This window comes from Parahaliea mediterranea (assembly GCF_017255185.1).
GTDB lineage: Bacteria > Pseudomonadota > Gammaproteobacteria > Pseudomonadales > Halieaceae > JAFKCZ01.
The window spans coordinates 193349-206945 of the sequence record NZ_JAFKCZ010000001.1; the positions used below are offsets into that span (position 1 = coordinate 193349).

Annotated in this window: 8 protein-coding genes; 1 reads left to right on the forward strand and 7 read right to left on the reverse strand. The window is 49.5% G+C overall.

Annotated features, from left to right (window positions below; genetic code table 11):
• Nucleotides 1-179 precede the first annotated feature (179 nt).
• The 3 genes from JYP50_RS00860 to JYP50_RS00870 all read right to left on the reverse strand — a co-directional run bounded on the left by JYP50_RS00860 (nt 180) and on the right by JYP50_RS00870 (nt 2996).
• On the reverse strand, nt 180-1034 hold the full coding sequence (locus JYP50_RS00860; RefSeq protein ID WP_206558560.1) for an acyl-CoA thioesterase domain-containing protein: 855 nt from the start codon (nt 1032-1034) through the stop codon (nt 180-182).
• 34 nt (nt 1035-1068) lie between these two features.
• Entirely contained in the window at nt 1069-2343 is a 1275-nt protein-coding gene (locus tag JYP50_RS00865; protein WP_206558561.1) for a TetR/AcrR family transcriptional regulator, read from the reverse strand.
• A 62-nt stretch (nt 2344-2405) separates the two neighbouring features.
• Nucleotides 2406-2996 (reverse strand): DNA-3-methyladenine glycosylase I, encoded by a 591-nt coding sequence (locus JYP50_RS00870; RefSeq protein WP_206558562.1) that lies wholly within the window; start codon nt 2994-2996, stop codon nt 2406-2408.
• Nucleotides 2997-3114: 118 nt separating this feature from the next.
• Here JYP50_RS00870 and JYP50_RS00875 point away from each other — a divergent pair, with 118 nt between their 5' ends.
• The gene (locus tag JYP50_RS00875) at nt 3115-3873 is read left to right on the forward strand and encodes an enoyl-CoA hydratase/isomerase family protein (protein WP_206558563.1); all 759 of its coding nucleotides are present in this window, start codon (nt 3115-3117) and stop codon (nt 3871-3873) included.
• Here the strand turns inward: JYP50_RS00875 and JYP50_RS00880 are convergent.
• From JYP50_RS00880 to JYP50_RS00895, 4 genes are all read right to left on the reverse strand, one after another.
• Nucleotides 3860-4783, reverse strand: a complete 924-nt coding sequence (locus JYP50_RS00880; protein ID WP_206558564.1) for an FAD:protein FMN transferase — start codon at nt 4781-4783, stop codon at nt 3860-3862. The genes JYP50_RS00875 and JYP50_RS00880 overlap by 14 nt on opposite strands.
• 21 nt (nt 4784-4804) lie before the next feature.
• A complete protein-coding gene (locus JYP50_RS00885) occupies nt 4805-8071 on the reverse strand; it encodes a two-component regulator propeller domain-containing protein (protein ID WP_206558565.1) in 3267 nt (1088 codons plus the stop codon).
• Nucleotides 8072-8084: 13 nt separating this feature from the next.
• Nucleotides 8085-12395, reverse strand: coding sequence for a two-component regulator propeller domain-containing protein (locus JYP50_RS00890; protein ID WP_206558566.1), 4311 nt, complete (start codon nt 12393-12395; stop codon nt 8085-8087).
• A gap of 323 nt (nt 12396-12718) precedes the next feature.
• A complete protein-coding gene (locus tag JYP50_RS00895) occupies nt 12719-13564 on the reverse strand; it encodes a hypothetical protein (protein WP_206558567.1) in 846 nt (281 codons plus the stop codon).
• Nucleotides 13565-13597 lie beyond the last annotated feature (33 nt).

Genomic DNA, 13597 nt, shown 5'->3' on the forward strand with positions numbered 1-13597 from the left:
CACACCGTCACACCGTCACACCGTCACACCGTCACACCGTCGCATCGTCGCATCGTCGCATCGTCGCACCACCGCACCACCGCACCACCGCTCCGTGGCGCCTGGAATGTAGGGTCGAATTCATTCGACCAATACCACCCAAAACCACTAAAAAACCGCCCCGCAAACCCCCTGCCTCCTCAACGCGGTGTACGCATCAGCGACTCCTGCGCGGTGGACGCCACCAACTCGCCCTCCCGAGTGAAGAAGGTGCCGCGACTCAGGCCGCGGCTGCCGTGGGCCGTAGGGCTGTCCATGCTGTAGAGAAGGTGGTCGTCCGTCCGCGCCGGTCGGTGGAACCAGATGGCGTGATCGAGGCTGGCGACTTGCATCCCCGGGGTATGGTCGCTGTAGGGGTGGGGCAGCATGGCAGTAGCCAGCAGCGCGAAATCGGACATGTAGGCCAGTAGTATCTGATGCCGCACCGGGTCGTCGCCCACTTCTCCCCTGGCGCGGAACCAGCAGTGATGCACGGGTTCCTGGGGCTCCGGGGCGTCGTAGTTACGGCGTTTTACCGGCCAGCGGTCCAGGGGGTTTAGCAAGAATGCGTTGGGCTCCTCGTCCGGTCGTTCCGCACTGCGCCGGCCCCAGTACTGTGCATCCGATTCAAGTTCTTCCGGTGGTGTGACCGCGGGGGGCGTCAGCTGGTGCTCCAACCCGTCTTCCAGCGTATGAAAGGATATCGCGGCATTGAAAATCGCGGCGCCGTCCTGCTTGGCGACGACGCGGCGGGTGGTAAAACTGCGTCCGTCCCGTATCGGGTCCACTTCGTAGACAATCCGTTTGTCTGGGTTTCCGGGCCTCAGGAAGTATGCGTGCATCGAGTGGGCGGGGCGGCTGGCTTCCACGGTTTGACTAGCCGCGTACAGGGCCTGCGCCAGAACCTGGCCTCCAAACACACGCTGTGGAAAACGCGGACTGTCGCCGATAAACAGGTATTTATCTATTCGCTCGACTTCGAGAAGCTCAATCAGTTCGGCCAGGCGGTCGGTCACAAGGTTACTCCGTCGCTGTTGTGCACCACCGGGATTACTCGCGCGGTAGTACACCGTTGTAGAAGATATCAAAGTAGTCGTTGGCGGCGCTCTCCAGGTCGTCGACGCGGCGCCAGAGGCCGATGTCCATGGATGCGTTGATGGCGCCGGCAATCAGGTTCTGCGCAATCACAGTGTCGATCTGCCGTACGCTACCGTCATCAATCCCCTCGCGGATAAAATCCCCGAAGCGGGCGTTGGAGGCTTCGGTGCGCTTGAGGATTTCCCGGCGTCTGTCTATCGGGAGTGCGGTGATGGTGTTGTAGCGGATCAGCGGGCCTTCGTCCGAATTCTGTACGCGGAAAATGCCGCGACAGACCTGGGCGACTTTTTCCAGGCCGCTGCCGTCGATCTTCTTCGCCTCGGCGTGAATGCGGGCGGTGGCGTCCTGTGAATAGGTGTAGCAGTTGTACAGCAGGTCTTCCTTGTTCTTGATGTGGTAGTAGAACGCGCCCTTGGAGACGTTGAGGTGCTCGGCAATCTCGTCCAGTGAGGTGCCGTTGAACCCCTGCTTGTTGAAGAACCAGGTGCCAGCCTTGTAGAAGGCCTGCTGCTTCAGGCGGTTTTGTTCCTCCCGGTCGAAGCCCTGCACGAAACTGGCGGGCGCGCGCGGAATGCCGCCCCGGGTCGGAGTGTACTGCCCCCTGCCCGCATACAGGCCGTGGGAGAGTATGTCGGCGGCGCTATTGGCGGCGTCCATCACCTTGTCCCGCGGTATGCTGTGGAGCCAGGAAAACGTCCAGTCCACCGAGCCGATGATGGCGCGGGTCGCGGAAGTTGTGTCGAGCTTGCGAAACTTGCCCTCGGCAATGCCATCGCGCAGGTATTGTCGCAATCGCTTGAACATGGTGATATAGACCGCCTCGACCTCTTTGCGGTGTGGCTCTTTGAGAGAGGCGATTTCGAGCAGGGCGGCGATGTATGGGCCTCGCCCTTCCTGGGCGGCCAGCCAGTTTTCAAAATGTCGGAGGAAAAAAGCCCGGGCGCGCAGGAGGGGGTCGTCGGTCTGGGCTTCTATCTCATCCATCTGCCGCAAATGGTGTTGCAAGGCAGCCATGTAGCATTGGTAGATCAGCTCTTCCTTGGTTTTGACATAGTAGTAGAGGCTGGTCTTGGTGAGCCCCAGAGTAGCCGCGATGTCTTGTAGAGTCGTGGCGCGAGAACCCTTGGAATTGAAGAGCTTGGCTGCCTGGGAGAGGATGGCGGCCCGCTTGGCGTCGTGCTGCGCGGAGCGATTGAAGGGCGAAGATGTCGGTTTGTCGTTACTCATGCCAACCCCCGCCCCGGTCTTGGCGGAGGGGCGAGCATACTCGTTCGTCTAAAATTCAAACTTTAAGTATTTTTTTTGGTACTGTCCAGTCCCGCGCATGCGCTATGGCGGAAACAATTCACCGTGTGATCATTCACCATACCGGTCGCCTGCATATGGGCGTAGATGATGGTCGAGCCGACGAAGGTGAAGCCGCGAGCCTTCATGTCCTTGCTGATTTTGTCGGAAAGCGGGGTGGTGGCGGGCACCTTGGACAGGGATTTCCAGCGGTTCTGGATTGGCCGGCCATCGACGAAACCCCAGATATAGTCGCTAAACGAGCCGTACTCCTCGCGGACGGCCAGGAATGCGCGGGCATTGGTGCGCGCGCCGAAGACCTTGAGACGGTTGCGGACAATGCCAGGGTCCTGCAGCCGTTTTTCCAACTGCTTGTCGGTAAAGCGCGCCACGCGCTCCGGATCGAATCCAGCGAACTGCTTCCGGTAACCTTCGCGCTTGCGCAGCACGGTTATCCAAGACAAGCCGGCTTGCGCTCCCTCGAGAATCAGGAATTCGAACAGGGTGGTGTCATCATAGACCGGCACGCCCCATTCCTCATCGTGATACTGTACGTAGAGCGGGTCCTCGCCACACCAGCCGCAGCGTTGTTCCATGGTTATTCTCCGGTGATTTCTGCCGCAGTATGTGTGCGGCGATGGCGGGTGTCCAGCAGTGACTGGCAGCCTCCGTCACGCTGTGGGAAAATCGCAGGCTTTTCGGGGCTCGAACAACATGACCGATACAATCAAGTACTCCAGTGATGGCCGCATTGGGCGTTTGCTGCTCAACAACCCGGGCCGCCATAATTCCCTGGGCGAGGAGCAGCTATCGGCGATGCAGCAGCATCTGCGAATGCTTACTCGTACAAGCGGGCCCCGTGTACTGGTCATTACAGGGGCAGGTGATCGTACGTTTTGCTCCGGGGCCTCGTTACAGGAGATGAACAGCGGCAAGATTAGTGGTGAATTGTTCCAGGATACCACCGATCTGATAGCGGCCTTGCCCATCCCCACCATCGCCGCGTTGAATGGCAATGTGTTCGGCGGCGGCGTGGAATTGGCGTTGAGTTGCGATTTTCGTATTGGCCTGGAAGGTACGCGCATGCGGGTGCCCGCGGCGGCTATTGGCCTGTGTTATCCGACGAGTGGTATCGAACGTTTCGTGCAGCGCCTAGGCGTGTCCGCTGCCAAACGCCTGCTCATGGCGGCCGAGGAAATCAGCGGTCGTGACATGGTTGATATCGGTTTCCTTGATTACCTGAGCGACCGGGAAGGTTTTCAAGCCGCTGTGGAAAACATCGCCAACAACCTGTCGGATCTCGCCCCTCTTGCCGTTTGTGCGATGAAGGAGATCATTCAGGGAGCCTCGGCCGGCGCACTGGATCCGGAGCGTGTCCGTGTACTTGCTCAACGCTGCCTGGAATCCGAAGATCTACAGGAAGGTTTCGCGGCGCAGCGCGAGAAGAGAAAACCCGACTTTAGCGGGCGCTAGACAATCCCGCACTCCGTGCCAGCGGGCCGTGGCACCCCCTTGATCTATCGATACTCAGCCAAGGCAAGTTCAGGGCGGAGAGCCAGTCCAGGGCTTCCTGTTCTGCCCGAAAACGGGCGACCGTGGCGGCGGCACATGCTTCCAGGGCTTGGGGGGCGGCTACAGCCACCGACAGCGGACCCGGTATGGGGTAGCCATCTGCTGGGCTGAAAGCCTGGCCGAAGTGCTCGCCATTGATCATTAGTCGACGCTCGAAGTTTCCGCGCTGGGAATAACACGCATTGTTTAGCTTCATGCGGTGAATGGCCGTGCGCGAGCCGTGCGGATAGCGAATGCCCACCAGCCAGTTGGCGCCGTCGGGCTGGCGACCGATGGTGCCGACATCCCTGTCCAGGTCGATGAGCGCGGAAGTTACCCCTTCTCTGAGCAGCAGTCTTCTCAAACTGTCGACCACATATGGACAGATGCAGCTGTCGAGATTGAGCATCAACTCACTGGTGTCGCTGCGAAGTGAGTTGCCGTCGTGCCGAACATGGTGCCAACCAGTCATGGTCAGTGCGGTTTGGATTGCCTGGTCCGTCGGGGGCAAAGGGGCTGTTGACCGCCAAAGCTTGTCTACACAGACGATACTTGGATCGAACACATTATTGGTTTTTTCCCGTATGGCGGAGATGTATTCCAGCAGTTGGCGAACCTCGCCATCAATCGCTGCGCTGGTTGACGGACTCAGTGAATGGTTAAAGGCGTGAACCAGGCTGCCTTGCCTATGTGCCCCGAGACGGCCCTCAATGCGTCGTAGTTCACCAATGGCAAGCTCTAGCAGCGCAGGACCGCGCCCGTTGAGATCGCCGACGACAATATGGCAAGCCCTTCCGAGAGCGTGAAACCTTTTTTCGACCAACCTGTTCAACTGCGTACTCGGATGGCGGTATCAGGGTGATGGAAGCCCTGCTGACGGTAATCTGACCTGTACCTCGGTGCCTTGTCGGACGTTGACAGATATCGCCCCACCAAGAACGGCGACTGTTTCAGCCACCGTGGCAATACCGGCAGAGCGCGGTGACTGGAAATCGACTCCCTCGGGTAGTCCGAGCCCGTTGTCGGAAACGGAGAGAAACAGAAAATCACTGTCATCGGAGGGATCGCCTTTCCGCTTGACTTCTATCCTAATAAAGCAGGAATGTGAGCCTGGGTCAAAAGCATGGTCTACGGCGTTGCTGAAAAGCTCGTAGAGTACAATGGAAAGTGGCAAAGCAAACTCAGCGCTAAACAGTTCATCACATACGTCATTGATAACCGTAATGCGCGAATTGCCCTGCAGATCCCTGGCGGAAACCAGCTCGCCAGCAAGTATGTCGGTGAACTTATGCAAATCAGCTAGTAGAGTGTCGTGCTTGTAGAACAATGACTTTTCCAGGCAGGCCAGCGCGACAAGCCGTCGTTCCTGATTGGCGGCGTAAGTTGCGTTGACCGAAGACGGGAGGTGCTCTGCATGCCTTGCAAAGCATTCATTGACCAGTGTCAGCTTGTCCAGGTTAAAGCGGTGTATGCTTTCCACGAGCCGAGACTGATGATCCAGTTGCTCTTGTACATCGTCCATGGCCCTGTCCGCGGTTTCCTGCATCTCCTGGGCCAGTTGAATGGCTCGACGCCGAATAACCGCATTGTCATAAGTTTTCTTCGCGTGCCAGGCGATAAGTATCGCGGAAACTGCGTACAGGCAATACGCCCACCAGCTATTCCATGGGGCGGGATTGACTTTGAGCGATGTTGAGATCCCATCTCGATTCCAAACACCCGCCGAACTCGCTCCCTGAACAAGAAACTGATAGCTACCGGCTGGTAGGTTAGTGTACGTCGCGGTATTGCGATTTCCAACATCGATCCAATCGGGATCGAATCCTTCTAGTTTGTAACGGTATTGATTGTTGGCGGTATCTAGATAGTCGAGAATGCTGAATTCGAAGGTTATGTAGTAGTCTAGGTAGTCCAGTTCAAGAGACTGTAGATATTTAATCGGCTTTGAAAGAGTAGCGCTCGAGCCGGCGATTGTTACGTCGGTTAGAACAAGAGGAGGTGGATTGGTATTAACTACAATATTTGAAGGATTGAATCGGTTGTAGCCGTTGCTGCCGCCGAAATATATACGACCCGACGTATCTTTATATGAAGCTCCATACTCGAACTCCATACTCTGAAGTCCGTGTGTTTTTCTAAAATAACGAATTTCTTCTAGCTCCCTCACCCAGGCCAGGCCAGAATTTGTCGCCAGCCAAACACCTCCTTCTCGATCTGATTGAATCGCATATATAGGTGTATCGGCGAATTCATTAAATCCATATGGGGTGATTTGAGCTGTACTAACATTACGTTTTTTCGAAGCGGGTGAAAAAAGCAACCCATTTCTTAACGTTCCGAACCAAATGTTTCCATCGTTATCTTCAGTAGCGCACAAAATGATAGATTTTTCCAGGTTCTGATGCTGCGCGTTACGAAATGAGGCCGAAAGAAAAGTTTCAGATTCAAGATCAAAAATCTGAAGTCCTCCTTCTGTCCCAACCCAAACTCTTCCTGCGCTGTCTTGAAAAAGTAAAATTACTCTATCGTTGGCGATAGACATACTATCGGCAGTTGTAAGGTAACTACTAATAGAGTTATTTTGACGGATTATGTTCAAGCCTCCACCGTAGGTTCCGACAAGAAGTTCTCCAGAGCTTAAGCGTAGCAAAGCACTAATACTGTTTGCTGATAACTTTGGAAAAGTTGTTGCTGAATAATTTGTTGTTGAACGGGTTGATAGATCAACATTTAGTAGTCCTCTATTCCTGCTACCAAGCCAAATCGAATTCTCCTCAACGAGAAGTGTCATTAAGCGATCGGTTTCTAGTTCAAGGTCGGGGTAGAGGTCTCGAAATTCCACGTGAGTATTGTTTGTTTCGGAAAAGCTAAACAAGCCGTTGTAAGTTGCTACCCAAAGGCCGATCTCTTTGGATCCACCTATTGCCGTAATAGAGTGCATTTTAGAATTATCTTTTATGTCATACAGATCAAAAAGTGGCTCAGTTAAAACATTTACGCCATTGTAAGTTCCTATCCAGCTAGGTCCTTCGGCAAGGCTAAATATTGAGGTTACTTCATCATTGGTTAATTCTGAATTTTCCATGTAGAAATGTAGTTGCGTACTTCTGTTATAAACTATGTATAGACCTTGGTCCGTGGCAATTCGATATTCACCTTTAGATGCAACATAATCGATACTATGTATCGTTGAGCGACTTGAGTCAGAGGAGCTTTGGCTTATTAGCGGGTATTTGGAGCAGGTCTCGTTATTCGTATCAGCAGAGTATAAGCCTGACCCTCTTGTCCCAATTAAAAATACCGAATCATTCTCGGTGAATATCTCTTCAACCGGGATATTCTTAAAGCTACATGTTTTATGTGTCTTTACTTTTGAGTATGCGGCTTTCTTCTTCTCGTATGAAGCGAACCGTCCATCTTCGGATGCAATATGAATCTGCCCGCTTGGGCTTTCTACGATATCTGAAATTCTCGCCGAGCCGACGGAATTGAGTAAAAGTTCTTCATTATTTCCCTGTCGAATAATAGAGACGGACCCATCTTCGTGGCCGATCCAGATAGTACCTGAACTATCAACCAGGAGGCTTGATATGCTGGCTTTTTGTTTCGATAGGTGGTGAGCGATGTATCTGGGATGAGTGGAGAACCTGTTTAAAGTTTCGTCAAAGATAAGTAGTCCGGAGTCTCTTGCCGCGGCGAGTATGGTTCCATTTGGTGACTCTACTAGTTCAATAGCATTCAGTTGGTGAGTTGTGCCAGAAGAGTCTACCCAGTCGACAAACTGAACTAAATGATGCCCGTCATACTTATGAATTCCATTGAATGTTGCAAGCCATAGAAGTCCTGATTTGGTTTGTACAACGCTGAGGATAGACTTCTGGGTTAGCTTTTGAGTAACACTTGAATTTGATAGTAGGTACTTGATTCGATCATGGGTGGTTGTTGAGCTACCAAAGCATGTAGGGGCTAGCAATACTATTACGTATAGGAACGTTATAATAACCAGGTTCTTCTGACTTAATTTATATCTAGGTGATGATAACAATGAGATTTTCAGGCAGCGATTCACGGCCAATGCATGTTGTTTTTTGATTAAAGTAGCTTTTTTTGAGACGTCCATGTCAAGCTGGGTTTTAACTAACTTTTTTTAGTGAAAATTCTGCGCAGAATTCTTCGACAAACACTTTGTACTCATCTTCTAGCTCAACAATTAAGGACTTGTAAGGAGCGTTTTCTCTGCTTCTTCCTTTTCTTTCGATATCAGCAGCGATAGACCTTACGCGTTCAGCGCCAATGTTTGCACTCATTGACTTGATTGCGTGTGCAGTTTTGTAGATTGCCTCGAGATCGTTGGTGCCGTCATGAATATATAGTTCATCTACTTTTTCATTCATTTGAGAAATAAAGCCGTCGAAAATGGCAGGTAAGATTTGATTTCCGGTTTGCCTTTCGACTTCTCTGATGTTCTCGATAGCGGACAAAAGAATTACTCCACGAACAAGAGACTGTCCGGTATTTGATTTGATTGATGTGCTTGTCGGAAAACTTTGACTAAGCATTGGAGTGTTTTGCAGAGAAGTACCTAAAAACTGGTGGAATACTTTGTTTAGGTCCTCCGTCGTGAACGGCTTAGTAACGAACAAATCCATGCCTGCATCTTCTGCAGCAAACTCTTCGTCTTTGCTTGATCCGGCAGTCAAGGCAACAATTGGCGTTCTTGGGAGATTTTTTTTGCTTTCGTGATCTCTAATTGACCTAGCTGCTTCATAACCGTCCATAATTGGCATCTGACAGTCCATAAATACCAAGTCTGGAAGGTTTTCAATGTATGAGCGTACGGCTTCTTTTCCATTGTTGGCTAAGGAAACCTCATGGCCAAACATCTGAATCATCTCTTTTGCAATACGTTGGTTTGTTTCTACATCCTCTGCAACTAGAATTCTAATAGATTTAGTAGGGCTGTTTTTAATGGCAGGTTGAATCTTGAGCGGTTGAGTGTCTATGGAGGAGGCTAGGGTTAATGCTTCGTGAATAGAGTCGCTGGAAATTGGTGCTCCCACTATAGGAAATCTTGAAAATTCATCTGCTACTGATGTTTGATCTATTGGCGTGATTAATACGGCATTCTTAATATCATTTAAAGCGTGGGAACATTGCTGTGTTGATTGAAGGCTTGAAAAATCTACAACTAATATTTCAAACTGAGATGCGTCATTAATAAACTTATCAAAAGAGCTGTAGCTTTCGACATTTAATCCAAGTCTAACTAAGTGTGTGGCGATCATTTCTGATCTGTATATATCTTTGCAGTAGATAGAGGAATTTTTCCCGGCCATATCTGGCTGCTTGATATGATTCTTTTTGATACCAAATGGAATTGTCAAATTAATGGCTGTACCTTTTTCAGGTTCTGAAGTGACTGCAATGGTTCCGCCCATGAGTTCGACGTAGTGACGAGAGATTGATAGCCCCAATCCTGTGCCGCCATATTCTCTTGTTGTGCTTGCGTCTGCTTGAATAAATGGATCAAAAATCTTTGAAATAGTCTCTGAGTCCATTCCAATTCCGGTATCTTCTACAACAATAGAGGTCGTACCTATTTTACGGTTTTTGTTATTTATTCTTGTTGATACTCGAACATTTATATGTCCGTTATGAGTGAATTTAATTGCATTGTTAAGCAGATTTATGACTATTTGGCGAAGCTTTGTAGGATCTCCATAGCTGAGTTCTGGTGTTAAATTGTCAATGATATTGTTTAACGACAGACCTTTTTTCCTGGCTGGTTCAGCCTGTAGATAACAAGTTTCCTCTATTAGCTTTGGCAAGCAGAATTCGGTTACATCTAGTTCTACCTTGGCCGCCTCAACTTTTGAGTAGTCTAGAATTTCATTTATAAGCTTTAGTAGCGATTCGCCGCTACGATGTGCGGCTTCAGCAAACATTTTCTGTTGATCGGTTAATTTAGTATGTAATAGTAGATCGGTCATGCCTATCATGCCATGCATGGGCGTCCGTATTTCATGACTCATCGTTGCAAGAAATTTTGATTTTGCTTGATTAGCTTCCTCGGCAGTTTTTCTTGCTTTTTCTAGATCAACTGTTCTTTCTGAAACTTTTCTTTCAAGTTCTTCTTGCCGTTGCTTTGCCTGTAGAGAAGCTCGCTTTTGTCGTGACACTAGTAAAAATATCGCTACACTAATAAGGCCCAAATAAATGAAGTACGCGGGAAGGCTCCTCCAGGGTGGCGGATTGACTACAATCGGTAGTGAGGCGCCATTCCAGTTCCATGTGCCGTCAGGGGAGGCGGCAGCTAAACGCAATCTATAATTTCCTGACGGTAATGTGGTAAATGTTGCGACTCTAGAGGAGTCCGAAATTACCCAATCTGGATTGATACCTTCTAACTTATAGGCATATTGAATCAGATCCGGGTTGGAATAGTCTGCGGCAAAAAATTCAATAGATACCATTTTGTCCTGATAGCCAAGTGTGAGCTCAGAAATATTGCTATATGATTCTCCGAGTTCGCGCCTGATATTCATTACCCTAATATCGGAAATGCTAACTTGAGGTGGTGGCTTGGCAGTGGGTAAAGTCTTTGTGTCTATTTGGTTGTAACCATGATTCCCTCCAAAATATATTTGGCCTCCTTTCGATTTAAAGGACGCCCCCATGTTAAATTCGGTATCCTGAAGGCCATCTCTTACACCATAGTGCTTAATATTTTCAGTTATTGGATTGAGTTTTGTTACGCCGCTATTGTGCGAAAGCCATAAATTTCCGTGTGTGCCAGATTGAATCCCGTATATATGTGAACTTGGAAGCGAAACGTTTTCAGCATAGTGCTCAAATTTTTCAATACCTCGTGCTCTATCCTCTAGTTGCCAGCGATTTAGTCCTCCGCCATTAGTTCCTAGCCATAAATCTTGGTTTTCATCTTCAAAGAAAGCCCAAACCATATCGTTCGAAATTCCATCTGAATCTCCCCTCTTGGAGAATATTCTTGTAAATCTCTTGGCGCCTGGTTCAAGTTTGTTTAGGCCACTTTCGGTGCCAACCCATATGATTCCTAGAGAGTCTTCAAATAGCGCGATGACACGATTGCTACTTATGCTATTTGCATCGAGTGGGTTGTGTGTCAGGTTGGTGAAGCTTCCAGAGTTTTCATCGAGAATGCTAAGCCCTCCACCAAAAGTGCCAGCGTATAGCTTTCCATCAGATGCGCGCACAATAGAAGTTATGCCATTTGCTGCAATGGAGTTCTTCTTTATCGGAGAATGCCTGAATACGGTAACTTCATTTGTGTCTAAATCAATTCTATTCAGGCCGCCATTAAATGTCCCAACCCAGAGAATAGAGTCTTCACCAAGAAGGCTCATTACGATTGAGCTAGAAATTCCTGGATATGTATATTCGTTAATCCATTCGAATGTTTGGTGGCCGCTCCTCAGGCGGTTAAGCCCTTCATCCGTGCCTACCCAGAAGCTGCCATCACCTGTTTCGGCAAATGCATTAACTGAGTCGCTTGCCAAATTGTTGTTCGCAGAGTCGAATTTTGGGAAAAGGGCGATTGCTCCCGATGCGAGCCCATTGTATGTGCCTATCCAGTATTGACCATCACGTGATTGAAAGACGCTATAGATTCGATTGTCGGGTAATTGCGAGTTGCTTATTGAATAACGAGAAAATGTCTCTGTTATTGGATCAAAAAGATTAAGCCCTTCCTGGGTTCCTACCCATATATTCTTGGCGTTATCCTGGAAGACGTCGTAAGTTTTATTCGAGGAAAGAGAGTTCAGATCGGTGCCTGTATGTTTATAGTTGTTGACTTCAAGTGTGCTTGAATCGATCACACTCAGACCTGACTCAAGGGAAGATGCCCAAATATAGCCGTTGTCATCTGCAAGTAGTTTCAAGAAAGTGTTTGATACAGGGGATTTTTCGGAGTTTTTGGCGCTTTTGATAACCTTGATACTATGATTGCCGGGTAAAACTCTCAGTATGCCAGATGCTGTGGTGGCTACCCAGATAGCGCCATCCGAAGACTCAGCGAAGCTTCGAACCTCTCCTAGAGCAGGGATATCGTTTCCGTTTGGAAAAAAGTGTTTAAATTGGTTGAGCTTTGGGTCGTAAGAGCTGAATGCGTTTTCGTAACCTAGCCAGATACGACCAGATTTGTCCGCAAATACTGTGTATATGTTATTTGAAAAAACAGATGTATTTGAGCCGTCACTAGTTAAGGCAGAAAATGTATTTTTTACTGGATGATACTGATTGAGTCCACCGCCTATAGTAGAAACCCATATGCGTCCGTTTATATCTTCTGTTATATGTGTGACGTTATCGGAACTTAGTGTGTGGGGATTGGCAGCAGAGTATCTGTAATTTTCAAGCTCGTGGCCATTGTATCGGTTTAATCCTTCTTGGGATACAAACCACATTGCTCCTGTTGAGTCCTGAAAAGACTGACTTACACTTTGCTGAGTTAAATCAGATGAGAAAGCTGCTTTTCTGAAATTTATACTCGGTGGTAAATTTTGGGCACTAGCGCTCCCAGGGGCGGAAAGCAGCCCGAATACACCTATTAGTAAAATTATAAGTACATACTGCCGCATGTAGTTAGCCCAAGCTCGATAGATTTTTCGAGTCTAAATGATTGTGGGCTTTCAGACTATAAGGGAGGGTAAGGGGGGGGAGGGTGGCCCAGAATGTAGACCCCTGGGCCGCTATGCACGAATGCTACCTGACTAGGTATGACGCGGTCTTACCGAATGCTCCATTTGTAACCTGCTTGTTCAGGTTGGGAGCGAATACTCCATTTGTAGCCAGCCTGTTCAGAAAAGCTTCGGATACTCCACTTATAACCGGCTTGTTCGGCGAACGAGCGGATGCTCCATTTGTATCCGGCTTGTTCGGCGGTGGACCGGATACTCCACTTGTAGCCAGCTTGTTCGGGGAAGGAGCGGATGCTCCATTTGTATCCGGCTTGTTCAGCGGTGGACCGGATACTCCACTTGTAGCCAGCTTGTTCGGGGAAGGAGCGGATGCTCCATTTGTATCCGGCTTGTTCAGCGGTGGACCGGATACTCCACTTGTAGCCAGCTTGTTCAGGGAAGGAGCGGATGCTCCATTTGTATCCGGCTTGTTCAGCAGCGGATCGGATGCTCCATTTATATCCGGCTTGCTCAGCCGTAGACCGGATGCTCCACTTGTAGCCAGCTTGTTCAGGGAAGGAGCGGATGCTCCATTTGTATCCAGCTTGCTCGGCTACATTTTTTGTACTCCACTGATAAGGAGTGGCGCCGGCGTACTCTGCGCTGCTAGGTTTCTCAATCGAGTCAGCGCCCCATTTGTAGCTCTTGTTTCGGTCTGTGGTGGCTGACCAGTGGGCGCTAGAAGCGGAGTTTTGCTCTGCCGCATTCCACTTGTAGCTATTCCGAGCGGCATAAGTGACTTCTGAAGCAAGCGAGTGGCTAACTTTGTGCACTTGGGTGGCGGCATCTTGAATCTCAGCTTCCTGAGCAGAGTTTGCACTCATTGCGACCATGGGGGCAGCTGCAAGAGAGATAAAGGCTACCGAACGTCCCAGTGTACTTTTGATAGATTTCATTTTTCCGCCCACCTTAAATAACCACTAAAAATT